This window comes from Streptomyces sp. NBC_00376, from assembly GCF_036077095.1.
GTDB lineage: Bacteria > Actinomycetota > Actinomycetes > Streptomycetales > Streptomycetaceae > Streptomyces.
The window spans coordinates 3,031,926-3,056,058 of the sequence record NZ_CP107960.1 but is presented as its reverse complement, the minus strand read 5'-3'; the positions used below and the strand labels follow the sequence as shown (position 1 = coordinate 3,056,058).

General features: G+C 71.9%; 20 protein-coding genes. 13 read left to right on the top strand and 7 right to left on the bottom strand.

Annotation, left to right across the window (positions count from 1 at the left end; genetic code table 11):
- Nucleotides 1–226: 226 nt before the first annotated feature.
- Nucleotides 227–3,664 (top strand): ATP-dependent helicase, encoded by a 3,438-nt coding sequence (locus OG842_RS13505; RefSeq protein WP_266729846.1) that lies wholly within the window; start codon nucleotides 227–229, stop codon nucleotides 3,662–3,664.
- A 68-nt stretch (nucleotides 3,665–3,732) separates the two neighbouring features.
- Nucleotides 3,733–7,221, top strand: coding sequence for a UvrD-helicase domain-containing protein (locus OG842_RS13500; protein WP_266729845.1), 3,489 nt, complete (start codon nucleotides 3,733–3,735; stop codon nucleotides 7,219–7,221).
- Between the two features lie 9 nt (nucleotides 7,222–7,230).
- Here OG842_RS13500 and OG842_RS13495 read toward each other — a convergent pair whose 3' ends face one another.
- Nucleotides 7,231–7,578: a hypothetical protein gene (locus OG842_RS13495; protein WP_266729844.1), complete on the bottom strand. Its 348-nt coding sequence runs from the start codon at nucleotides 7,576–7,578 to the stop codon at nucleotides 7,231–7,233.
- 60 nt (nucleotides 7,579–7,638) lie between these two features.
- On the bottom strand, nucleotides 7,639–7,971 hold the full coding sequence (locus tag OG842_RS13490) for a hypothetical protein (RefSeq protein WP_266729843.1): 333 nt from the start codon (nucleotides 7,969–7,971) through the stop codon (nucleotides 7,639–7,641).
- Between the two features lie 185 nt (nucleotides 7,972–8,156).
- Here OG842_RS13490 and OG842_RS13485 point away from each other — a divergent pair, with 185 nt between their 5' ends.
- Nucleotides 8,157–9,551 carry a dipeptidase gene (locus tag OG842_RS13485; RefSeq protein ID WP_266729842.1) on the top strand — a complete coding sequence of 465 codons (1,395 nt, stop codon included), beginning with the start codon at nucleotides 8,157–8,159 and terminating at the stop codon, nucleotides 9,549–9,551.
- Nucleotides 9,552–9,595: 44 nt separating this feature from the next.
- The gene (nudC, locus tag OG842_RS13480; RefSeq protein WP_266729841.1) at nucleotides 9,596–10,543 is read left to right on the top strand and encodes an NAD(+) diphosphatase; all 948 of its coding nucleotides are present in this window, start codon (nucleotides 9,596–9,598) and stop codon (nucleotides 10,541–10,543) included.
- Between the two features lie 75 nt (nucleotides 10,544–10,618).
- On the opposite strand, the gene OG842_RS13475 is transcribed toward nudC, so the two are convergent.
- Nucleotides 10,619–10,873, bottom strand: coding sequence for a mycoredoxin (locus tag OG842_RS13475; RefSeq protein ID WP_266729840.1), 255 nt, complete (start codon nucleotides 10,871–10,873; stop codon nucleotides 10,619–10,621).
- A gap of 353 nt (nucleotides 10,874–11,226) precedes the next feature.
- Here OG842_RS13475 and OG842_RS13470 point away from each other — a divergent pair, with 353 nt between their 5' ends.
- From OG842_RS13470 to OG842_RS13450, 5 genes are all read left to right on the top strand, one after another.
- The gene (locus OG842_RS13470) at nucleotides 11,227–13,422 is read left to right on the top strand and encodes an ATP-dependent DNA helicase UvrD2 (RefSeq protein ID WP_266729839.1); all 2,196 of its coding nucleotides are present in this window, start codon (nucleotides 11,227–11,229) and stop codon (nucleotides 13,420–13,422) included.
- Nucleotides 13,423–13,587: 165 nt separating this feature from the next.
- Complete coding sequence (locus OG842_RS13465; protein WP_266729838.1) at nucleotides 13,588–13,923, top strand: hypothetical protein; 336 nt, start codon at nucleotides 13,588–13,590, stop codon at nucleotides 13,921–13,923.
- 174 nt (nucleotides 13,924–14,097) lie between these two features.
- Nucleotides 14,098–14,466, top strand: coding sequence for a WhiB family transcriptional regulator (locus OG842_RS13460; protein ID WP_266729837.1), 369 nt, complete (start codon nucleotides 14,098–14,100; stop codon nucleotides 14,464–14,466).
- Between the two features lie 32 nt (nucleotides 14,467–14,498).
- Nucleotides 14,499–14,822 carry a hypothetical protein gene (locus OG842_RS13455; protein ID WP_124717384.1) on the top strand — a complete coding sequence of 108 codons (324 nt, stop codon included), beginning with the start codon at nucleotides 14,499–14,501 and terminating at the stop codon, nucleotides 14,820–14,822.
- 193 nt (nucleotides 14,823–15,015) lie between these two features.
- Entirely contained in the window at nucleotides 15,016–15,237 is a 222-nt protein-coding gene (locus OG842_RS13450) for a hypothetical protein (RefSeq protein ID WP_266729836.1), read from the top strand.
- 75 nt (nucleotides 15,238–15,312) lie between these two features.
- On the opposite strand, the gene OG842_RS13445 is transcribed toward OG842_RS13450, so the two are convergent.
- Nucleotides 15,313–16,752: an ABC1 kinase family protein gene (locus tag OG842_RS13445; protein WP_266729835.1), complete on the bottom strand. Its 1,440-nt coding sequence runs from the start codon at nucleotides 16,750–16,752 to the stop codon at nucleotides 15,313–15,315.
- Between the two features lie 41 nt (nucleotides 16,753–16,793).
- Nucleotides 16,794–17,939 (bottom strand): ThiF family adenylyltransferase, encoded by a 1,146-nt coding sequence (locus OG842_RS13440; protein ID WP_266729834.1) that lies wholly within the window; start codon nucleotides 17,937–17,939, stop codon nucleotides 16,794–16,796.
- 240 nt (nucleotides 17,940–18,179) lie between these two features.
- Here OG842_RS13440 and OG842_RS13435 point away from each other — a divergent pair, with 240 nt between their 5' ends.
- The 4 genes from OG842_RS13435 to OG842_RS13420 all read left to right on the top strand — a co-directional run bounded on the left by OG842_RS13435 (nucleotide 18,180) and on the right by OG842_RS13420 (nucleotide 22,003).
- Nucleotides 18,180–18,803: a M48 metallopeptidase family protein gene (locus tag OG842_RS13435; RefSeq protein WP_266729833.1), complete on the top strand. Its 624-nt coding sequence runs from the start codon at nucleotides 18,180–18,182 to the stop codon at nucleotides 18,801–18,803.
- A gap of 107 nt (nucleotides 18,804–18,910) precedes the next feature.
- Nucleotides 18,911–20,536, top strand: a complete 1,626-nt coding sequence (locus tag OG842_RS13430) for a TerD family protein (RefSeq protein WP_266729832.1) — start codon at nucleotides 18,911–18,913, stop codon at nucleotides 20,534–20,536.
- A gap of 11 nt (nucleotides 20,537–20,547) precedes the next feature.
- Nucleotides 20,548–21,228: an AIM24 family protein gene (locus tag OG842_RS13425; protein ID WP_266729831.1), complete on the top strand. Its 681-nt coding sequence runs from the start codon at nucleotides 20,548–20,550 to the stop codon at nucleotides 21,226–21,228.
- A 19-nt stretch (nucleotides 21,229–21,247) separates the two neighbouring features.
- A complete protein-coding gene (locus OG842_RS13420) occupies nucleotides 21,248–22,003 on the top strand; it encodes an AIM24 family protein (protein ID WP_266729830.1) in 756 nt (251 codons plus the stop codon).
- An 81-nt stretch (nucleotides 22,004–22,084) separates the two neighbouring features.
- On the opposite strand, the gene OG842_RS13415 is transcribed toward OG842_RS13420, so the two are convergent.
- A complete protein-coding gene (locus OG842_RS13415; protein WP_266729829.1) occupies nucleotides 22,085–22,630 on the bottom strand; it encodes an NUDIX hydrolase in 546 nt (181 codons plus the stop codon).
- On the bottom strand, nucleotides 22,627–24,093 hold the full coding sequence (locus tag OG842_RS13410) for a zinc-dependent metalloprotease (RefSeq protein WP_266729828.1): 1,467 nt from the start codon (nucleotides 24,091–24,093) through the stop codon (nucleotides 22,627–22,629). The genes OG842_RS13415 and OG842_RS13410 overlap by 4 nt, the downstream gene beginning before the upstream one ends.
- Nucleotides 24,094–24,133: the final 40 nt, after the last annotated feature.

The window sequence follows — 24,133 nt, the reverse complement described above, 5'->3', positions numbered from 1 at the left end:
ACGCCGGACCGGGCTCGCGACGGCGTCCGCGCCCCGGCACTCGACGGCGTCCGCGCCCCGGAACGTGATGAGGCACGCAGCGCACTCGTCCCGCACAGCGCCCCTGCTGGCGTAGCTTCGTAAGTTCGCGGCGCGCACCGCACCCTAGGCACGCACCGCACGCATCGCACGCACCGCACCCTCGGCACCCTCGGCATCAGCACACCCACCAGGACCGGCGAACCACGTGAGCTCCTCCTCCTTCACCCGGCACAGTCCGCACCGCCAGACACGGCAGCGGGCCGGAGGCGCGTACCGGCTGGTGCGCACGCCGCCGGGCTCCGTGGACCCTCCTCTCCTGGACGCGGCACAGCGCGCGGTGGTTGATCACCCCGGCGGCCCGCTCCTGGTGCTCGCCGGACCCGGCACCGGCAAGACGACCACACTCGTCGAGGCGGTCGCCGCACGCATCGCACGGGGCGGCGACCCGGCCCGCGTCCTGGTGCTCACCTTCAGCCGCAAGGCCGCCGTGGAGCTGCGCGACCGGATGGCCGCCCGGCTGGGCGCCGCGCGCGGCCCGCAGGCCACCACGTTCCACTCCTTCTGTTACGCGCTGGTCCGCGCCCACCAGGACGCCGACCTCTTCGCCGAACCGATGCGGCTGCTCTCCGGGCCGGAGCAGGACGTCACCGTCCGCGACCTGCTCGCCGGCCAGCTCGAACTGGAGCGGGACGGCTTCGCGCACATCCGCTGGCCCGACGAGCTGCGGGCCTGCCTGACCACCCGTGGCTTCGCCGACGAGGTACGAGCGGTGCTGGCCCGCAGCCGCGAGCTGGGCCTGGGGCCGGACGCGCTGGCCGCCTTCGCCCGCCGCACCGGCCGCCCCGACTGGGGGGCCGCCGCAGACTTCCTCGCCGAATACCTGGACGTGCTGGACGCGCAGGGGGTGCTGGACTACGCGGAGCTGGTGCACCGGGCCGTGCTGCTCGCGGAGCGCCCCGAGGTGTCGGCGCTGCTCGCGGGGGAGTACGACGCGGTGTTCGTCGACGAGTACCAGGACACGGACCCGGCGCAGGTACGGCTGCTGCACGCGCTGGCCGGCAACCGGGGGAGCGCCCCGGGCGCGGGGGGCGGCCGGGACCTGATCGCCTTCGGCGACCCGGACCAGTCGATCTACGCGTTCCGGGGCGCCGACGTGAACGGCATCCTCGACTTCCCGGAGACGTTCCGGCGGGCGGACGGCGCCCCGGCCCCGGTCGGCGTGCTCACCACCTCGCGGCGTTCCGGCGGGAAGCTGCTGGCCGCCACCCGGCTGCTCACCCGCCGGATGCCGCTGACCCGGCTGCCCGCAGCGAAGGTCCGCGCCCACCGCGAGCTCACCGCGGTCCGCGAGGGCGGCAGCGTGGAGGCGTACACCTACCCGACCGCCTCCACCGAGCTGGAGAACATCGCCGATCTGCTGCGCCGGGCACATCTGGAGGACGGCGTCCCGTGGAACGAGATGGCGGTGCTCGTACGGGCCGGCGGCCGCACCCTCCCGTCGCTGCGCAGGGCCCTCACGTCGGCGGGCGTGCCGTTGGAGGTCGACGGGGACGACCTTCCCCTGCGCCACGAACCGGCGGTGGCCCCGCTCCTGACAGCCCTGCGCGCGGTCGCCACGGCGGCCCTGCGCGGGAGTGCGCCGGGCGCGGAGGAGGCTTCGCCTGCGGAGGGTGCGGAGGGTGCGGAGGGTGCGGAGGGCGCGGAGGGCGCGGCCGACGCTCCGGCGGCGGAGGGCGCGACGGCGGAAGACCCAGCGGCGGAGACGTCCTCCTGGCTGGACACCGAGACCGCCCTGACCCTCCTCGCCTCCCCCCTCGGCTCCATGGACGCGGCCGACCTGCGCCGACTGGGCCGGGCCCTGCGCGACGAGGAGCGGGCCGCAGGGAACCGCGTACCGGCGCCCTCCGGCGACCTGCTGGCCCGAGCGCTCGCCGAGCCCGAGCGGCTCGTCGCGCACGATCCGGCGTACGCCCGCGGCGCCCAGCGCCTCGGCGCGCTGCTGCGCAAGGCGCGCGAGCTCCTCGAAGGCGGCGGCACCGCCGAGGAGGCCCTGTGGACACTGTGGTCCGGCACCCCGTGGCCGGGCCGGCTGGAGCGCGCCGCGCTGCGCGGCGGCGCGGGCGGCCGCAACGCCGACCGTGACCTCGACGCCGTCTGCGCGCTCTTCGACACCGCGGCCCGCGCCGAGGAACGCACCGGCGGGCGCGGGGCACTCAACTTCCTGGAGGAGGTCGACGCCCAGGACATCGCCGCCGACACCCTGTCCAGGCGCACGGTGCGCCCCGACGCCGTACGGCTGATGACCGCGCACCGCTCCAAGGGCCTGGAGTGGCGCCTCGTCGTCGTCGCGGGCGTGCAGGAGGGGCTCTGGCCGGACCTGCGCCGCCGGGGTTCGCTGCTGGAGGCGGACCGGATCGGCCGCGACGGCCTGGCCGAACCGCTCACCCCCGGCGCCCTCCTCGCCGAGGAACGCCGGCTCTTCTACGTCGCGGCGACCCGCGCCCGCGAACGGCTCGTCGTCACCGCGGTGAAGGCACCCGCCGACGACGGCGACCAGCCGTCCCGCTTCCTCACCGAGCTCGGCGCCGAGCCGCGCGACGTCACCGGCCGGCCGCGCCGCCCGCTCGCCGTCGCCGCGCTGGTCGCCGAACTCCGCGCCACCACCGTCGACCCCGAAGCCTCCGACGCCCTTCGCGAGGAGGCCGCCCGCCGTCTCGCCCGCCTCGCCGCCCTCACCGACGACGAGGGCCAGCCGCTCGTACCCGCGGCCCATCCCTACCGCTGGTGGGGCCTGTACGAACCGACCCGCTCCGCCGTCCCGCTCCGCGACCGGGACCAGCCCGTGGCCCTCTCCGGCAGCGCGCTCGACCAGCTCGCCAACACCTGCGCGCTCCAGTGGTTCCTCGGCCGCGAGGTGAAGGCGGACGCCCCGGCGACGGCGGCGCAGGGCTTCGGCAACGTGGTCCACGTACTCGCCGACGAGGTGGCCTCCGGGCGTACCCCCGCCGATCTCGCCGTCCTCATGGAGCGGCTGGACTCGGTCTGGGACGGGCTCGTCTTCGACGCCCCCTGGAAGTCCCGGCAGGAGAAGGAACAGGCACGGGCCGCCCTCGAACGCTTCCTGCGCTGGCACGTCATGGACCGCACCGGCCGCACCCCCGCCGCGAGCGAGCACGATTTCGACGTGACGCTGGGGGCGGGGGAGTACGAGGTGCGCATCCGGGGCTCCATGGACCGCGTCGAACAGGACGCCGAGGGCCGGGCCTACGTCGTCGACTTCAAGACCGGCAAGCAGTCCCCGACCAAGGACGAGGTGGCCCGCCACCCCCAGCTCGCCGTGTACCAGCTGGCCGTCCGGGAAGGCGCGGTCGACGAGGTCTTCGACGGCAGGCGCCCCGAGCCCGGCGGCGCCGAACTCGTACAGCTGCGCCAGCCCGCCCCCAAGAAGGAGGGCGGTGACGCACTGCCCAAGGTGCAGGCGCAGGAACCGCTCGCCGGTGAATGGGTCTCCGACCTGCTGGCCACCGCCGCCGGCCGGGTCCTGGACGAACGCTTCACCCCCACGACCGGCCAGCACTGCACGCACTGCGCCTTCCGGGCCTCGTGCAGCGCCCAGCCGGAGGGCCGCCACGTCCTGGAGTGAGCAAGCGAGCGGGGGCGGGGGTTCTTCGGCGCCGCCGGTTGTCAGCGCGTCCGGTTAGCCTTTCTGGGGTGTCCTCACGTATCACCGATCCCGAGCAGCTCAAGGAGCTCCTCGGGATCCCGTTCACCCCGGAGCAGACGGCCTGCATCACCGCGCCGCCCGCCCCGCAGGTGATCGTGGCCGGAGCCGGGTCGGGGAAGACCACGGTGATGGCGGCCCGCGTGGTGTGGCTGGTGGGCACGGGCCAGGTCGCCCCGGAGCAGGTCCTCGGGCTGACGTTCACCAACAAGGCGGCCGGTGAGCTCGCCGAGCGCGTCCGCAAGGCCCTGATCGCGGCCGGGGTCACCGATCCCGACGCCATCGACCCGGACAACCCCCCGGGCGAGCCCAGCATCTCCACGTACCACGCGTTCGCCGGCCGGCTCCTCACCGAGCACGGGCTGCGCATCGGACTCGAACCCACCACCCGCCTCCTCGCCGACGCCACCCGCTACCAGCTCGCCGCCCGCGTGCTGCGCGAGGCCCCCGGCCCCTACCCGGCCCTGACCAGGTCGTTCCCCACCCTCGTCAGCGACCTGCTGGCACTCGACGCCGAGCTCGCCGAACACCTCGTACGCCCCGAACAGCTCGCCGAGTACGACACCGGCCTCCTGCGCACGCTCGAATCGGCCCGGCTGAGCAACGCCGAGCTGCGCAAGATCCCCGAGACCGCCGAGGCCCGCCGCGAGCTGCTCCAGCTGACCCGGCGCTACCGCGAGGCCAAGAAGAGCCGCGACCTCCTCGACTTCGGCGACCAGATCGCGCTCTCCGCCGAGCTGGCCCTCACCCGCCCCGAGGTCGGCGCGATCCTGCGCGACGAGTTCCGCGTCGTGCTGCTCGACGAGTACCAGGACACCTCCGTCGCCCAGCGCCTGCTGCTCTCCGCCCTCTTCGGCAGCGGCCCGGAGGAAAGGACCGGGCACGCCGTCACCGCCGTCGGCGACCCCTGCCAGGCGATCTACGGCTGGCGCGGCGCCTCCGTAGCCAACCTCGACGACTTCCCGCTCCACTTCCCGCACGCCGACGGCGCCCCCGCGACCCGCTACTCCCTCAGCGAGAACCGCCGCAGCGGCGGCAGGCTCCTGCACCTCGCCAACGGCCTCGCCGCACCCCTGCGCGCCATGCACGAGGGCGTCGAGGCACTGCGTCCCGCACCCGGTGCCGAGCGCGACGGCATCGTCCGCTGCGCGCTGCTGCGTACCCACGCCGAGGAGATCGGCTGGCTCGCCGACTCGATCGCCCACCTGGTGCGGACCGACAAGGCACCCGGCGAGATCGCCGTCCTGTGCCGCACCGCGGGCGACTTCCCGGAGATCCAGGCCGCGCTGGTGGCCCGCGACATCCCGGTCGAGGTCGTCGGCCTGTCCGGGCTGCTGCACCTGCCCGAGGTCGCCGACCTCGTCGCGGTCTGCGAGGTGCTCCAGGACCCCGGGGCCAACGCCTCCCTGGTCCGGCTGCTTACCGGCCCCCGCTGGCGGATCGGCCCCCGCGACCTGGCCCTGCTCGGCCGCCGGGCCCGGCTCCTGGTCCACCGCGCGGCCCACGGCGACGACGAGGACTTCGACCCCGACCGGCGGCTCGCCGAGGCCGTCGAGGGCATCGACCCGGCCGAGGTGATCTCGCTCGCCGACGCACTGGACACCTTCCTCGAATCGGGCGGCGAGGAGGACGACGGGCTGCCGTTCTCCACCGAGGCCCGCATCCGTTTCGCCCGCCTCGCCGCCGAACTGCGCGACCTGCGCCGCTCGCTGGCCGACCCGCTGATGGACGTGCTGCACAGGGTCCTCGCCACCACCGGCCTGGAGGTCGAGCTCTCCGCGTCGCCGCAGGCCCTGGCCGCCCGCCGCCGCGAGACCCTCGCCAATTTCCTCGACGTCGCGGCCCGCTTCGCAGCCGTCGACGGCGACGCCACCCTCCTCGCCTTCCTCGGCTTCCTGCGCACCGCCGTCCAGTACGAGAAGGGCCTGGACAACGCCCTGCCCGGCGGCGAGAACACCGTCAAGGTCCTCACCGCCCACAAGTCCAAGGGCCTGGAGTGGGACGTCGTCGCCGTGCCCGGCCTGGTCGCCGGCCAGTTCCCCAGCGGCCAGTCCCGTGACGCCTGGACCGCCCAGTCGAAGGTCCTCCCGCACGCCCTGCGCGGGGACCGGGCGACCCTCCCCGACGTCCCCTCCTGGGACGCCAAGGGGCTCAAGGCGTTCAAGGAGGAGATGAAGGAGCACCAGCACACCGAGGAGCTCCGCCTGGGGTACGTCACCTTCACCAGACCCCGCACCCTGCTGCTCGGCTCCGGCCACTGGTGGGGCCCGTCCCAGAAGAAGCCGCGCGGCCCTTCCGGCTTCCTGCACGCGCTGTACGAGCACTGCGCGGCCGGACACGGCGAGATCGAGATCTGGGCCGACGAACCGGCCGAGGACGAGGAGAACCCGGCGCTCGACGGGCGGTCCGCCGACCAGGCGTGGCCGCTCCCTCTCGACGACACCGCGCTGACCCGTCGCAGGGCCGCCGCGGACACGGTGATGGCACACCTGGAGGCCCTGGCCACGGCAGGGGGCGTACCGGACGCGTACGAGGCGCCGTCCGTTGCCCCCGAGCCGTACGACGAGCCTTTCGACGACGGGTACGACGACGAGGCGTTCCCCGACGAAACCGACGACTGGGACGCACTGTCCACGGAGCGCCCCTCGGCCCCGGTGCCGCCCGCCCCCGCACCGCACATCCCCGCGGCCCGTACCCCCGAGCCCACCGGGGAGCTCCACCCCGGGGAGCGCCACCCCGAGCCGGCCGGAGAGCACCACCCGGAGGAACACCACCCCGGGACGCACCGTCTCACCCCCGAGGAAGCCCGCACCCTCGCCTCCTGGGACCGCGACCTCGACGCCCTCGCCGGTGAGCTGCGCCGCGCCCGCGCCACCGTGCGCGACGTCCTCGTACCCGCGTCGCTCTCCGCCACCCAGCTGCTGCGGCTGGCCGACGACCCCGACGGCTTCGCCCAGGAGCTGGCCCGCCCGATGCCGCGGCCACCGCAGCCGGCGGCCCGCCGGGGCACCCGTTTCCACGCCTGGGTGGAGTCCCGCTTCGAGGAGCTGCCGCTGCCCATGCTCGGCCCCGACGAGCTGCCCGGCGGCGACGAGAGCGACGCCGAGATCGCCGACGAGCGCGACCTCGCCGCACTCAAGGAGGCCTTCGAGCGCACCCCGTACGCCCGCCGCACCCCGTACCGCGTCGAGACGCCGTTCCAGATCACCCTGGCCGGCCGGATCGTCCGGGGCCGCATCGACGCGGTGTACCGCACCGGGGACACCTACGAGATCGTCGACTGGAAGACCACCCGCACCAACACCGCCGATCCCCTCCAGCTCGCGATCTACCGCCTGGCCTGGGCGGAACTGCACGACCTGCCGCTCACCGATGTCACCGCCACGTTCCTGTACGTGCGCAGCGGCGAGACCGTCCACCCCACCCGCCTCCCGGGCCGGGCGGAGCTGGAGCGGATCCTGCTGGACGAGAGTCCTTAGCCCCCGGCCTCAACCCCGGTCGATCAGCAGCTGGGCGCGGGCGGTCGTGAACAGCCGCTGCTGCATGGCGAGCTTCTCCGGACGGGCGGCGGTGTCGAAGAGCAGCTGGTAGACCTGGCCCGCCCTGCCCGCCCTGCCCGCGACGAAGACTTCGACAGGCTTGCGGGCTTCGCTCTGGCCCGCCCAGTGGTAGTCGATCTCCAGCCAGAGGGCGCCGCGGCCGTTCTGCCGGGTGGTGTGCGAGACGGCCTTGAGATCGGCCATCGACGACTTGGCCGTGTCCCGGTACCAGGCGAGCTGCCCGGCGGAGGCCGCCTGGGCGGTCGCTCCGTACGACGTGTCCCGTTTGACGCTCATGTCATGGGCGCCGTCCGGGGAGTTCCAGTTGCTCTGGATGCTGTTCCGCCTGTTCCGGGTTCAGCCGCCCGGCAGGGCGAAGACGACGGTGAGGCCGCCTTCGCCGACACGGTGCCAGCCCTTGGGCACGGCCGGCGGAGCAGGCTGCGACGGCGGAGAAGGCTGTGACGGAGGGGATGCCTGTGACGACCCCGAGGGCGTGGCGTCGGGGCCGACGGTTGCGTCCGGGGCGCCGGCATTGCCGGCGTTGGTCCGACCGACCGAGGAGCCGCCGACGAGCGGGACCCCGAACACCGCCAGCAGCAGACCGACGACGGCGGTGATCGCCGAGACCCACGCCGCAATTTCCCCGGTCCGCCGGCTCGGCGGCGTTCCCTCACCTGAAGCGCTCAACTCCCTCTCTACCCCTCTCGCGGCCGGGCACCGGGCGCTGCCCGGCGGAGCCATTCAACTGGAGGAGGAACAGTGCCGGCAGGCATCCGGCCACAGCGGGTGCGACGGCACCCTGCAGCGCGGGGGCGAGGCCCCCGTACCGCGGGCGGGAAGACGCCCCTGGGCGAGGCACTAGGCTCAAGGCCATGAGCGACACCCCGGACAGCGCCGTCCGTACGTACACCGAGCAGCACCGCACAGCCTTCCTGGACGACCTCGCCGCCTGGCTGCGCATCCCGTCCGTTTCCGCCCAGCCGGAGCACGACGGAGACGTACGGCGCAGCGCCGAGTGGCTGTCCGCCAAGCTCAAGGAGACCGGCTTCCCGGTCACCGAGATCTGGGAGACGCCCGGCGCCCCCGCGGTCTACGCCCACTGGCCGTCCGAGGACCCGGACGCCCCGACCGTCCTCGTCTACGGTCACCACGACGTGCAGCCCGCCGCCCGCGAGGACGGCTGGGACACCGACCCGTTCGAGCCGGTGATCCGCGACGGCCGCATGTACGGGCGGGGCGCCGCCGACGACAAGGGGCAGGTGTTCTTCCACACCCTCGGCGTCCGGGCCCATCTCGCCGCCACCGGCCGCACCGCCCCCGCCGTCAACCTCAAGCTCCTGATCGAGGGGGAGGAGGAGTCCGGCTCGCCGAACTTCCGTGCCCTGGTCGAGGAGCGGGCCGAGCGGCTCGCCGCCGACGCGGTGATCGTCTCCGACACCGGCATGTGGGACGAGTCGACCCCCACGGTCTGCACCGGCATGCGCGGCCTCGCCGAGTGCGAGATCGAGCTGTACGGCCCCGAGCAGGACATCCACTCCGGTTCGTTCGGCGGCGCGGTCCCCAACCCGGCGACCGCCGTCGCCCGGCTCGTCGCGGCGCTGCACGACGCGGACGGCCGGGTCGCGATCCCCGGTTTCTACGACGGTGTGGCAGAACTCACCGAGACCGAGCGCGCGCTCTTCGCGGAGCTGCCCTTCGACGAGGCCACCTGGCTGCGCACCGCCAAATCCCGCGCGGCGTCGGGCGAGGCCGGCTACTCCACGCTCGAACGCATCTGGGCCCGCCCCACCGCCGAGGTCAACGGCATCGGCGGCGGCTACCAGGGCGCCGGAAGCAAGACCATCATCCCGTCCTCCGCCCTCGTGAAGCTCAGCTTCCGGCTGGTCGCGGGCCAGGACCCCGACCGCATCCAGCAGGTGGTCCGGGCCTGGGCCGAAGCCCGGGTCCCGGCCGGTGTCCGGCACCGGATCACCTTCGCCCCGGCCACCCGCCCCTGCCTGACGCCGCTGGATCACCCCGCCCTGCAGGCCGTGGCCCGCGCCATGGGACGGGCCTTCGGCCAGAAGATCCTCTTCACCCGCGAAGGGGGCTCGGGACCCGCCGCCGACCTCCAGGACGTGCTCGGCGCGCCCGTCCTCTTCCTGGGCATCTCCGTACCGTCCGACGGCTGGCACGCCCCCAACGAGAAGGTCGAGCTCGGCCTTCTGTTCAAGGGTGTGGAGACGACCGCGCACCTCTGGGGCGAGCTGGCCGCCGCACTCCGCTGAATCCTCTGAACACCCGATCCATCCCGGGGGAGTAGGAAGCACCTGTGAGCACCTTCGACAACGCCACCGCAGACCGGCCCATCGGTCTCACTGCGCCCAGCGGCATCGACCGCGCCGCGCACCACCGCCTCGACGAGGCATGGCTGTCCGCCGCGTGGAGCCACCCGACCACCCGCGTGTTCGTCGTCTCCGGCGGCCAGGTGCTGATCGACGACACCGCCGACGGCGGTACGGAGATCGTCATGACCCCGGCCTTCGAGGCCCCGGTCACCGAGACCCACCGCTACTTCCTCGGCACCGACGAGGACGGCGTCAGCTACTTCGCGCTCCAGAAGGACTCCCTGCCCGGCCGCATGGACCAGCCGGCCCGCCCGGCCGGCCTGCGCGAGGCCGGTCTGCTGCTCGGCCCGCGCGACGCGGGCCTGATGGTGCACGCGGTGGCCCTGGAGAACTGGCAGCGCCTGCACCGCTTCTGCTCCCGCTGCGGCGAACGCACGGTCATCGCGGCGGCCGGCCACATCCGCCGCTGCCCGGCCTGCGGCGCCGAGCACTACCCGCGTACGGACCCGGCGGTGATCATGCTGGTGACCGATGACCAGGACCGCGCACTGCTGGGCCGCCAGGTGCACTGGCCCGAGGGCCGCTTCTCGACGCTCGCGGGATTCGTCGAGCCGGGGGAGTCGATCGAGCAGTCGGTGGCGCGCGAGGTGTTCGAGGAGGCGGGGGTCACGGTCGGAGAGGTCGAGTACATCGCCAGCCAGCCCTGGCCGTTCCCGTCGAGCCTGATGCTCGGTTTCATGGCACGGGCCACCTCGTCCGAGATCAATGTGGACGGCGAGGAGATCGAGGAGGCCCGCTGGTTCTCCCGCGAGGACCTGAAGGCCGCCTTCGAATCGGGCGAGATCCTGCCCCCGTTCGGCATCTCGATCGCGGCGCGCCTGATCGAACTCTGGTACGGCAAGCCGCTCCCGAAGCCGGGCAGCGTCGGCTGATCCCGGATTCGAACGAGAACGCCCCCTCCGGTGCCGGACCGGAGGGGGCGTCCCCGCACGGCGGGAGAGGCGGGATCAGACGGCGAGCGCCTGCTTCACCTGAGCCAGGGACGGGTTCGTCATGACGGCCTCGGCACCCGTGGAACCGACCACGAGGACGGTGGGAACGGTCTGGTTGCCCCCGTTGGCCTTCTCGACAAAGGCCGCGGACTGCGGGTCCTGCTCGATGTTGATCTCGGTGTACGCGATGCCCTCACGGTCCATCTGGCCCTTGAGCCGGCGGCAGTAGCCGCACCACGTGGTGCTGTACATCGTCACAGTGCCCGACATGTCTTGGCGCTCCTCTGTCTCGTCTGTCTCATCCGTCTCATCCGTCATGTCCCTCATGCGGAGAAGCTGGACCGTGCGTCACCGCACGGAAGGGGAACGTACGCGAGGCAACCACCATTCCCGCAGCCGGGCCGTGGAGGCCACGCGACCGGACGGGCCGTATCGGCCAGGGCGCATGGGCCGGGGCTGCGGCAGTCGGACCGCACCGGACCAGCCGGACCGCACCGGACCAGCCGGACCGCACCGGACCAGCCGGACCGCACCGGACCAGTCGGACCGTATTAGTACGACGGATACAGCTCCCCTGTGGACAACCTCCGCGTCCGCCTCTCCCGACCTGGCAGCATGGCGGGGTGACATCAGCAACGCATTCCTCCCTCTTCCCGCAGGTCCCCGAGTCGGCCGACGCCGTGCTCGACGGCCTGGACCCCGAGCAGCGCGAGGTCGCCACGGCCCTGCACGGCCCGGTGTGTGTGCTGGCCGGAGCCGGTACGGGCAAGACGCGTGCGATCACCCATCGCATCGCCTACGGGGTGCGCGCCGGGATACTTCAGCCGACGAGTGTGCTTGCCGTCACGTTCACCAACAGAGCCGCCGGCGAGATGCGCGGACGGCTGCGCCAGCTCGGCGCGGGAGGAGTCCAGGCCCGGACGTTCCACTCCGCCGCCCTGCGTCAGCTCCAGTACTTCTGGCCGAAAGCGGTCGGTGGCGACCTGCCCCGGCTGCTGGAGCGGAAGGTCCAGCTGGTCGCCGAGGCCGCGGCCCGCTGCCGCATCCGGCTCGACCGCAACGAGCTGCGGGACGTCACCAGCGAGATCGAGTGGTCCAAGGTCACCCAGACCGTGCCCGGCGACTACCCGGCCGTGGTCGCGAAGACCCAGCGCGACGCCCCGCGCGATCCGGCCGAGATCTCCCAGATCTACGCGACGTACGAGGAGCTGAAGCGCGACCGCTCGGTGATCGACTTCGAGGACGTGCTGCTTCTCACCGTCGCCATCCTCCAGGACCGCCACGACATCGCCGACCACGTCCGCCGCCAGTACCAGCACTTCGTCGTCGACGAGTACCAGGACGTCAGCCCGCTGCAGCAGCGGCTGCTGGACCTCTGGCTCGGCGACCGGGACACCCTGTGCGTCGTCGGCGACGCCAGCCAGACGATCTACTCCTTCACCGGAGCCACCCCCGACCACCTGCTGAACTTCCGTACCCGCCACCCCAACGCGACGGTGGTCAAGCTGGTCCGGGACTACCGCTCCACCCCCCAGGTCGTCCATCTGGCCAACGGACTGCTCAGCCAGGCCCGCGGCCGTGCCGCCGAGCACCGGCTCGAACTGGTCTCGCAGCGCGATCCCGGCGCCGAGCCCGCCTACACGGAGTACGCGGACGAGCCCTCGGAGGCCGAGGGCACCGCGCGCCGGATCCGCGATCTGATCGCCGCGGGAGTCCCGGCCGGCGAGATCGCCGTGCTCTACCGGGTCAACTCCCAGTCCGAGGTCTACGAGCAGGCCCTGGCGGACGCGGGCGTGCCGTACCAGCTGCGGGGCGCGGAGCGGTTCTTCGAACGGGCGGAGGTGCGGGAGGCCGGAGTCGCCCTGCGTGGCGCCGCCCGCGCCGGGGGCAACGACTCCCTGCTCGACGACGCGGAGGGGCTGCCCGCCGAAGTGCGCGCGGTCCTCTCCATCAAGGGATGGACCCAGGAGCCCCCCGCGGGTTCGGGAGCCGTGCGCGACCGCTGGGAGTCGCTGGCAGCCCTGGTCCGGCTTGCCGAGGACTTCGAACAGGCCAGGCCGGGTGCCACCCTCTCCGACCTGGTGGCGGAGCTCGACGAGCGGGCCGCCGCCCAGCACGCCCCCACGGTCCAGGGGGTCACCCTCGCCTCGCTCCACTCCGCGAAGGGCCTTGAGTGGGACGCCGTGTTCCTGGTCGGCCTGACCGAGGGCATGATGCCGATCACCTACGCCAAGACCGACGAGCAGATCGAGGAGGAGCGCAGGCTGCTGTACGTCGGAGTCACCCGGGCCCGCCTCCACCTCTCGCTGTCGTGGTCGCTCTCCCGCTCGCCCGGCGGACGCGCCGGACGGCGCCCGAGCCGGTTCCTCAACGGCCTGCGTCCGGGCTCGGCGCCGCTCGGCACGCGCGGTACGGCCGGTGGCGGCGGGATCGAGCGGGGCCCGGCGGGACCGGTCGCCAAGCGCAGCCGTCGCGGCCCCGCCCGGTGCCGGGTCTGCGGCAAGACCCTCACCGACGCCGGCGAGATGAAACTGATGCGCTGTGAGGACTGCCCCTCCGACATGGACGAGGCGCTGTACGAGCGGCTGCGCGACTGGCGGGCGGTCAGGGCGAAGGAGATCGGTCAGCCCGCGTTCTGCGTGTTCACGGACAAGACACTGATGGCGATCGCCGAGGCCGTACCGGGCAGCGAGGGCGAACTGGCGGTGATCTCCGGCGTCGGCGCGCGGAAGCTGGGCCGGTTCGGGACCGCCGTCCTGGCCATTTGCGCAGGTGAGACGGTAGAGGAAGTGCTCGGGGAAGCGGCTGGCGAGAGGTGAGAAAAACTCGTCGAAAAAATAGTTTGCGCCTGCCCCAGTCATCACCATAGGTTCTTAACCACGGGAACAGCGACTTCTCTGAAGCCGTGGCCCTGTGCTGTACTTATCCGAATACGTAGGACCGGCCCGCCGGTCCGCCCGAGACGCCGAGAGGAGGCGATTGAAGTGATCAGCATCATCGAGACCAACAAAATGACCGATCTTTCGGTCGTCTCCGCCTGCTCGCTCGGCCTCGCCTGCTCTTCCGAGTCCTCGCTCCGTGGCACCGGTCTGTCCGGCATTTCTGTCGCCCGTCCGCTGTCCCCTGCGAGCCTCCCCGTGCGGGAGCGCAATGAGCGACCGGCTCAGGCACCGGCAGCAGCAGTAGCGAAGGGACAGGCCCAGGCCTATGCCTTTGCGGCCGTCGGTGCGGGAGCGGAATCCGGCGCCAAGAAGCAGACGATGCACCACCACACGATGTGGGCCTTCCGTGGGCCTGAACCCTGGAGTGATCCAGCCTGATTCACCATCAGGCCGGCGCCTTCAGGGCCGCGGAACCCCACTCGGGATCCGCGGCCCTTTTGTTTTGTCCGAACGGACGAGACAGCGCGAAGGAGCCTCGGGACAAGCAGCACCCGGTACCAGCCGCCACCCGGCCAACCAGGCCGGAACGACCAGACGAGGACACCACCCACCGTGCAACTCGAAGCGCACGCCCCGTCCGTACCGCCTTCCGAAACGATCCCGCCGCCCGGCCTCACGGAGGACTCCACCTTGTTCCCCCTCACCACGCTCACCGCGCTCGACGACGCCATCGAGAACCTCGGCGTGCCCGTCCCGTGCCGCTCCTATGACCCGGAGGTCTTCTTCGCGGAGTCGCCCGCCGACGTCGAGTACGCCAAGTCCCTCTGCCGCACCTGCCCGCTCGTCGAGGCCTGCCTCGCCGGCGCCAAGGAGCGCCGCGAGCCGTGGGGCGTCTGGGGCGGTGAGCTCTTCATCCAGGGCGTCGTCGTCGCTCGCAAGCGGCCGCGTGGCCGTCCGCGCAAGAACCCGGTCGCGGCGTGATCGCCGGACTGGGGGTCACGGCCCCCAAGCCCATGAAGCGCATCGGAACCATCGACCGTCCCCACACCCACGATCCCCGAAATCAGGCAGCAATGTCCGTCCCCACCAACGAGCCCGTCGGCTCCGCAACACCGAACGTCACGATCATCGGCGCGAACGACTCGCGTCAGAACAGGACCCGCGAAATGCAACTCATCCCAGAAGCTCTGGCTCGTGCTCATATGCACGACCGCATGAGGGAGGCCGATACGGAGCGCCAGGCGGTACGCCTGGTCAACGCGCGCCGTATGCAGCGCCGGGCCGAGCGCGCTTCGATGCGCGCCCGCCGCGCGCTGGCCATGGCCGTCATGCACTAGTCGGGCCGCACACCAGCAACACCGCTGCCGGGCAACCGCTCTGCCCGGCAGCGACCAGTACCCACAGTCAGTACCCCTTCCGCGGGGCCGGTCCGCAACGGACCGGCCCCGCGGTCGTGCTGCGGTGGTCCTGCCGTGCTGCGGTGCTGTGTGGTGCCGCGCGGCACGGCGGCGACAGAGTTATCGTCACGAGGTGGACGAGGAGACTCATCACCGGATTCAGCGACCCGCGCAGAACGAGAGCGACGCCGCAGTCGTCACCTGTGCCCTGTGCGATACCTCCGCCGACGGTGACACCGCACCGCCGACCTGGATCTGCTCGGTGGAGAACGGCAGGCGCCAGTACTTCTGCGACGAGTGCGCCCGCACCAACATCAGGGCGATCGAGAGCCGGCTGGACTCGGCCTGGTGGTGATCCGCCAGACGGCCACGCATTCACCGCCGGCAAGGCCCCCACCAGCGGCAACACAGTCGGCCGCGGCGTCCCGGCCTACGCCCCCAAGGGCGCGTCGCCCGCCAACTCGTGCACCTCGGTCTGCTGCACCGTGGCCTCCTGCGCCTCGGGTTCCTGCACCTCGGTCTCCTCCTCGTACTCCAGGAGGAAACCCGGCAGCCAGGATTCGAGCTCGTCGCGCAGCCGCACCGTCGCACCCAGCTGGCACAGGACCCCGATCGTGCTCAACGTCACCCGGTGTATCAGCAGATAGGCGGGCGGCAGATTCAGCTGCTTGCCGAGCTGATGAGCGGGGGAGCGGGGATCCGCGATCCGCGCCGCCTGATTGCGCATCCAGCTCCGGGTGAACGTGAACTCCTCCACCTGAGCCGGCTCGATGATCGGGAGGAGATAGTCGAGCACCGCGTCCGGGTCGAGGTCGATCGTGTCCTTGACGAACCCCTCCTCGCGCAACAGCTCGTACACCGACTCCGCCTCGCCCGCCAGCGTCAGCCGCAAGGAGTCCCCGATGGTCTGCGGCAGACCGCCCGGAAGCCGGTCCACCGTCCCGAAGTCCAGCACTCCGAGCCGCCACTGCCCGTCCTCGCCGGTCCCCTCGTCCGGGGGCAGCAGCCGGAAGTTTCCCGGATGCGGGTCCGCGTGCAGCAGACCGGTGCGCGCGGGCCCCGAGAAGAGGAAGCGGGCCAGCAACTGGCCCGCCCGGTCCCGCTGCTCCGGAGTACCCTCCGCGATCACGTCGGACAGCGGAACACCGTCCATCCACTCCGTCACCAGCACCTGGTCCGACTGGTGCACCACACCGGGGATCACGACATCCGGGTCGCCCGCGAACTCCTCGGCGTGGTCCTGCTGCGACCGCGCCTCCTGCTCGTAGTCCAGTTCTTCCGAGACCCGGTCACGCAGCTCCGTGATGAGCGGTTTGATGTCCATCCCGGGAACCAACGGGCCGAGCAGGCGGGCGAATCGGCTGAGTTGGGTCAGATCCGAGAGCAGCGCCTGACCGGCGCCCGGATACTGCACCTTCACCGCGACGTTCCGCCCGTCGTGCCACACCGCCCGGTGCACCTGGCCGATCGAGGCGGCGGCCGACGGCTTGTCCTCGAATTCGAGGAACAACTCCCGCCAGTCCTCTCCGAGCCGCTCCTCCAGCACCGCGTGGACGGTATCGCTGGGCATGGGCGGCGCGGCTTCCTGGAGCTTGGTGAGTGCCGCCCGGTACGGTCCGGCGACCTCCTCGGGCAGCGCCGACTCGAAGACGGACAGGGCCTGTCCGAGTTTCATCGCCCCGCCCTTCAACTCGCCCAGAACCTTGAACAACTGGTCCGCGGTGCGTTGCTGCACCTCCCGGGCGACCAGCTCCGCCGATCTCCCGCCGATCCGCTTGCCCAGACCCCACGTCGCACGGCCGGCGAAGCCCAGAGGCAGGGCGGCCAACTTGGCGGTACGGGTGACCGCTTTCCGGGGTAGATCAGACATGAGCCCCTCCAAATCCCAGACTGCCGTACCGCGTGCGGCGGTTACCCGGCCATTGTGTCCTGCATTGCTTCGGTCCCGGAGGAGCCCTCCCGGTCAGTGTGCCCAGCCGCTCCACAGGAGCAGCCGAGGTGTGCGCCCAGCCGCTCGGCCCGCCAGTCCAACAGCGGCAGCGCGGCCTCCCAGCGGGTCCCCGTGCTCGCGGGCAGTTCCCCGTCCAGGAAGGACAGCGCGTGGGCGGCCGCGAGCCCCGCGACCGCCGTCGCCAGCCCCAGGTCACAGGCCTGAACGGCGGTGCGCCGCCCGGACTGCCACTGGGACAGCATCCTGGTCCAGTCCGCATCCCGGTCCGCGCGGTCCAGCGCCAGGCACCCGGCGCAGGCCGTACCCCCGGGCAGGACCAGGGGCCCGACGACCCCCGTCGCCTCCAGCACTCCGGCGTAGAGATGAGGAGTCCCCGAAGCGATCCACGGCTCGGCCGTACGGGGGTCGGGGACGTATACCGAGAAGCCGTCGCGAGGGGCAACCACGATCAGCGACAGCCCCGGCTCGCCACCGGCCGGGGACCCCGCCGTCTCCGCCGTCCGGGGAGCCGGACCCGAGGCGGATCTGCGCACCAACTGCCGGGCGGCGGTGTCCCTGCGCTCCCCGACGGACGCCGGCGGAAGCCCGCCGGGCGACACGTCGCACGGCTCGGTGTGCCCGCCGTCCAGGACCTCCACCCGGCCGACCCCCGACCCGGACAGCACCGCCGCGATCGCGGCGCCGACCCGCCCGGCACCCCGCACCTGGACCCGCATCGCCCGACGGGCCGCCAGCCGCCGCATCCCACCACCCGGTTCGGGATGGACGACGGAGAGCGACGCCAGATCGGGGCGGTGCCGGTCCAGGGCTCCGGGCCGGTTCCGTAACGCATCGGCCTCCGGGCCGGCGGCGCGTACATCGTCGATCAACCCCGCGTTCGCCAGTCGGCGCACCAAGGTGTCCACTTGATGGTCCGAAAGGTCCAGCGTGCGGGCCTCCTCGCGCAGCAGTGGCAGGCCACGTGTTCCGTCGAGCAGTTCCAGAAAACTTCCCGTGGCGATATCCAGCGGGCCGAACTTCACGGCATGGGCGTGAGTCACGCCGAATTGCACGGTGCCCCGGCCGCGCCATGCGCGGCGCAGTGCGGGCTTCAACATCGGATGCACGGCTACCCCCGGTCTGTGTTCCCTGATCCCTGTGCGCGGGCCGCTGCACGGGATCTTCGCGAGATCCGTTCACAGAATGCAGGCAGGCGTCGAAGCGTGCGGAAAGTTATCCACAGGCGTGGGGTATTAGTCGTTCAAATGGTGCACGCCGTGGAGTGGATCAAGTGTGAGTGGAGTGGATCAAGTGTGAACCGCCCCGGAGGCGGGACTTCCCGCACCGTCACCGGGTAACGTCGTGGCGTGCCCGCCGACCCGTCACCCGGAATCGCCGGGGAGACCCCCACGCGCAGCGCCGGAACCCAGCAGCGCAGCGCGGCGGACCGTCCGCCCCGCGCCTCGGCAACGAGCGCGGTCGAGGTCCGCAGGAGCAATCGCCGCAGCAGAACGGTCTCCGCGTACCGGGAGGGCGACCGCACGATCGTGCTCATCCCGGCCCGGATGTCGGAGGCCGAGGAGCGGCGCTGGGTGGGCGTGATGCTCGACAAGCTCGCGGCGCAGGAGAGCAGACGCGTCTTCGGTGACAGCGAACTCGCCGAGCGGGCCGAGCGGTTGTCCGCCCAGTACTTCGAGGGCCGGGCCAGGCCCGTTTCGGTGCGGTGGGTGACCAATCAGAACACCCGCTGGGGTTCCTGCACCCCGGCGGAGGGCAGCATCCGTCTGTCGCACCGCTTGCAGGGCATGCCCGAGTACGTCGTCGACTACGTACTGGTCCACGAGCTGGCCCATCTGCTGGTGCCCGGTCATGGTCCGCGCTTCTGGCGGCTGCTGGAGGCGTATCCCCGTACCGAGCGGGCACGCGGTTACCTGGAGGGCGTGGTGGCGGCCGACCGGCTGCCCCATCTGCCCGCCGCACGTGGTGAGTGACGTCCACCGATTCTGTACCGGGTGTGTACCGACTTAGCCCGATGCCGGACTTTGCGGTTAGCCTGGCGCGACGCATTCACATTCGGGATGGGGGACGGTCGTTACGCATGGCCAGGGAATTCCAACGCGGCCACAAGGCCAAGATCAGCGATCTCACGCCGGGGACGGATCTGTACGTAGGTGTGCAGATCGCCGGTCAGGGACTGACCTTTGACATCAGCTGCTTCGGCCTCGATGCCAATGAGCAGCTCTCCGACGACCGGTATTTCATCTTCTTCAATCAGCCTAAATCACCCGAGGAGTCCATTCAGCTCCTCGGTGCCCAGGCCGGCGACACCGAGTCGTTCCGCGTCACCCTGGACCGCATTCCGGCGAACATCCACAAGCTCTCGTTCACCGCGACGGTCGACGGGGCCGGACAGATGTCCCAGATCGGCCCCGGATACATCCGGATCGTCGCGGGTGGCGAGGAAGTCGTCAGGTACGCCTTCAGCGGTTCGGAGTTCACCACCGAGCGTGCGGTGATGCTGGGCGACTTCTATCTGAAGGACGTCTGGCGGTTCGCCGCGGTCGGCCAGGGCTTCGACGGCGGCCTCGAAGCGCTGCTGAAGAACTTCGGCGGCGAGGTCGCCGAGGAGGAGCCCGCCGCGCCTCAGCCGCAGGCGGCGGCACCGTCGTTCGCCCCGCCCGCCCAGGCTGCCGCACCGGCCCCCGCCCCGTCCTTCGGAGCCCCGTCCGCGCCCCAGGCAGCCCCGCCGGCCCCGTCCTTCGGCGCCCCGCCGGCCCCCACACCGCAGCAGCAGATGCACACCGCGCCGACCATGGCGGCGCCGCTGGCACCGCAGGGCGGCACGGTGCCGCCGCCCGCCCCCGCCCCCGCTCCGTACGGGCAGCCGCCCCAGCAGCCGCAGTTCGGCCAGATCCCCGGCCAGGTGCCCCCCGCCGCCCCGTTCGGCCAGCAGCCCCCTGCCCCGTTCGGCCAGCAGGCCCCGGCCCCGTACGGGCAGCAGCCGCCAGGAATGCAGCCGCCCGGTATGCCCCAGGGCGTGCCGCAAGGCGTTCCGCAGGCCGGTGCCGGTCTCCAGGCTGCGCTCCAGCCGTACAAGGAGGCGCCCACCGGTCAGCGCTGGACCCCGCAGAACCAGCAGCTCATGCGGGTCGACCTCACCATGGGCGGTACGCCCGTGCTCGCTCGCCAGGGCAGCATGGTGATGTACCAGGGCAAGGTCGACTTCAGCTACAAGGGCGCCGGTTTCGCCGGCCGCATGGTGGGCAACGCCACCGGCCAGGAAATGCAGCTGATGCGCTGTACCGGCCGCGGCCAGGTCTTCCTCGCCGAGGACGGCTCCCATCTGCACGCCATCGAGCTCCAGGGCGACGGCATCTGCGTCTCGGCGGAGAACGTCCTCGCCTTCGACGAGTCGCTGCAGCACGAGGTCCGCAGGATCGAGGGCCACGGCATCCCCGGCGGCGCCCTGTTCACCATGCAGTTCCAGGGCACCGGCACGGTCATCGTCAAGACCCACGGCGTCCCCGTCGTCCTGCCCGTGACGCCGACCACCTTCGCCGACTGCAACGCCGTCGTGGCCTGGTCGGCAGCGTCCCAGGTGATCATCTCCAGCCAGGTCCGGCTGCGCCGCAACGCGTACCCGGGACACAGCGGGGAGACCGTGAACCTCCAGTTCCGGGGCGCTCCCGGCAACTTCATCGTCGTCCAGCCCTACGAGGTCTGAGGGAGCCCGTCATGAACCAGCAGCTCGCGGGCTACGCCCCGACCCCCGTCACGGCCCGTATGGAGAACCACGGCCGCACGATGCTCAAGGTCGCCATGGCCACCGGCCAGGACCTCTACGCACGTACCGGCTCGATGGTCGCGTACGAGGGCTTCATCCAGTACGAACCCAACCCGCCCGCCGTCCGCCAGATCGCCTCCCAGTGGATCACCGGCGAGGGCGCACCGATCATGAAGTGCTCCGGCGACGGGCTGCTCTACCTCGCCGACTACGGCGCCGATGTGATCGTCATCAACCTCAACAACGACTCCCTCTCGGTGAACGGCACCAATGTCCTCGCCTTCGACGGTCATCTCACCTGGGGCGTGGAGCGGGTCAAGGGCCTCGCCAAGTTCGCCGGCCAGGGCCTGTGGAACGTCTGCATCTCGGGCACCGGCTGGGTCGCCATCACCTCGCGCGGCACACCGATCGTGGTCGACTGCGGACGCGGCGAGGACGAGACCTACGTCGACCCGGACGCCCTCGTGGCGTGGTCCCCGAACCTCAAGGTGAAGGGCAAGCGCAGCTTCAAGGCCTCCTCGCTCATCGGGCGGGGCAGCGGCGAGGCGTATCAGATGGCGTTCTCCGGCCAGGGCATCGTCGTCGTACAGCCGAGCGAGGACAGTACCGACCGCCTGCGGATCCAGAACTGACGGGGGAGGAGAACACAGCATGCAGAGTCCGCTTTTCAGCTACACGGAACAGCAGTCCCAGGACCGGTACACCATCCAGAACCCGCAGCTCCTGCGGGTCTCGCTGACCGGCCACGACGACGTCCTCGCCCGCAAGGGCGCCATGGTCGCGTACCAGGGTCTGATGGAGTTCGACGGCGAGTACCAGTCGCACGGACAGCGCCGCGCCCGCGCGAACACCGGTGAGGGCCTCGACCTGATGCGCTGCTCCGGGCAGGGCACCGTCTACCTCGCCAACCTCGCGCAGTACATCCACGTCGTGGACGTCGACCACGACGGCATCACGGTGGACAGCGCCTATGTCCTGGCGCTGGACTCCTCGCTGCACACCGAGGTCATCGCGGTGGACAGCCAGTACGGCATCTCGGGGACCGGGAAGTATCAGCTCAACATCTCCGGCACCGGCAAGGTCGCTCTGATGACCTCGGGCCAGCCGCTGATGATGCAGGTCACGCCGGACAAGTACGTGAACGCCGACGCCGACGCGATCGTCGCCTGGTCCAGCTCGCTGCGGGTGCAGATGCAGGCCCAGACGCACTCCTCGGGCGTCTGGCGGCGGCGCGGCAACACCGGCGAGGGCTGGGAGCTCAGCTTCCTCGGCCAGGGCTTCGCCCTGGTGCAGCCGAGCGAGGTGCTGCCCCCGCAGAACCACGAGATCGGCCAGGGCATCCGGGCCCAGTACGGCATGGGCCAGCAGGGCGCCCACGGTCAGAACCAGAACAACTCCTGGAACTGAGCCACCGCGCACCGGCACGCGCGACACGGGTGAGGGGCGGCCTCCGCGGAGACCGCCCCTCACCCGTGCGGCAGGCGGTGCCTACCGGCGCCGCTCCAGCTCGGCGCGGGTCCGCTCCATCAGCCTTACGACCGATGCGTCGGCCACCGACGCGACCTCGTCGTAGGGGAACCAGCGCAGGTCCAGCGACTCCTCGCTGATCTGCTCCGTCGCGCCCGAGGGCGCCAGCGCCGCGTACTGCACGTCCAGGTGCCAGTGGCAGGGCGCGGGGATCGGGTGGCGGTCCAGCGTGACCGGGCCGCCCGCGAGCAGGGTCAGGCCGGTGATGCCGGACTCCTCGGTCGCCTCCCGCAGCGCCGCCGCGGCGAGCGACACGTCCTGCGGCTCGCAGTGTCCGCCCACCTGGAGCCACATCCGCAGCTTGCGGTGGAGGGTGAGCAGCACCCGGCCGCGCTCCGGGTCGACGACCAGCGCGCTGGCCGTCAGATGGCCCGCCTCGCAGGCCTTCCACATGCCGTCGGGGTGCTCTGCCAGATGGTCGAGATAGCTCCGGCGCAGCTCACCCTGGACCGGATCCGGGTTCTCGTACCCCTTCAGTACGAGAACGGCGTCGTCATGCAGGCTCACTGGTCGGTGTCGCCCTTGCTATCGCCCTTGCTGTCGTCCTCACGGCTCTCGGTCCCACCGGTGCCGGGCGCGTCCTTGCCGTCCGCGGTGGGGCTCTGCGGGCCCTTCGCGGCCTCGCCGAGCATCTTGTCCAGCTCGGAGAAGTCCAGCTGCTCGTGGTGCACGAAGCCGTCCGGATCGTCCAGGTCCTGGGCCGTGGGCAGCATGTCGGGGTGCGCCCACAGGGCGTCGCGCCCGTCCAGACCGCGTGCGTCGGTGAGCGAGGCCCACAGGCGCGAGGCGTCACGCAGCCGCCGCGGACGCAGCTGCAGACCGATGAGCGTGGCGAACGTCTGCTCGGCGGGGCCGCCGGAGGCGCGGCGCCTGCGCATCGTCTCGCGCAGCGCGTCCGCCGAGGTCAGACGGGATTTCGCAGCCTCGTGGACCACCGCGTCCACCCAGCCCTCCACCAGCGCGAGAGCCGTCTCCAGACGGGCCAGGGCGGCCTTCTGCTCCGGTGTGTCCTCCGGCTGGAACATGCCCTGCTGAAGGGCGTCCTGGAGCTGCTCGGGCTGCGACGGGTCGAACTGGCCGACCACGTCCTCCAGCTTGCTGGTGTCGACCTTGATGCCGCGCGCGTACCCCTCGACGGCGCCGAACAGATGCGAGCGCAGCCACGGGACGTGGGCGAAGAGGCGCTGGTGCGCGGCCTCGCGCAGGGCGAGATACAGCCGAACCTCGTCCTGCGGCACGCTGAGGTCCTTGCCGAACCGCTCCACGTTCAGCGGCAGCAGGGCGGCCTTGCCCGCCGGGCCCAGCGGCAGGCCGATGTCGGTCGAACCGACCACCTCGCCCGCCAGCACGCCGACGGCCTGCCCGATCTGCTGGCCGAACATGGCGCCGCCCATCGACCGCATCATGCCGATCAGCGGGCCGGCCATCGCCTGCATCTCCTCGGGCAGCACGTCGCCCATCGCGAGACCGACGCGCTCCGCCACCGGGTCGACCAGCTTCTGCCAGGCCGGAAGGGACGCCTCCACCCACTCCGCACGGCTCCACGCCACGGTCGACACCGAACCGGAGGGCAGCGACGTCACACCGTCCAGCCAGAGGTCGGCCAGGCGCAGCGCCTCGTCCACCGCGGACCGCTCGGTCGGGCCGACGCTGGCGTCCTTCGTGCCGTCCGGTGTGCCCTGCGAGACCGTCTGGCGGGCGATCTGCTTGGCCATGTCCCAGTTCACGGGACCGCCCTCGTAGCTCAGCATCTGGCCGAGCTGCTGGAAGGCGGCGCCCAGGTCATTGGGGTTCATCGAGCCGAACATCGCCGCGAACGGGTTGTCCCCGCCCGCGCCGGGGCCGAAGCCGAACGGGTTCGCCGGCCCGCCCGAGCCCTGCCCACCTCCGGTGGGGTCCTTCTTCTTGCCCTCGTCGCCGTTCTCCGGCTCCTCCGGCGGAAGGCCGAATCCGAATGGGGTGTCACTCACGGGTTTCCTCGGCTCGTAGGGCCGCCGGCTCGAACCGACG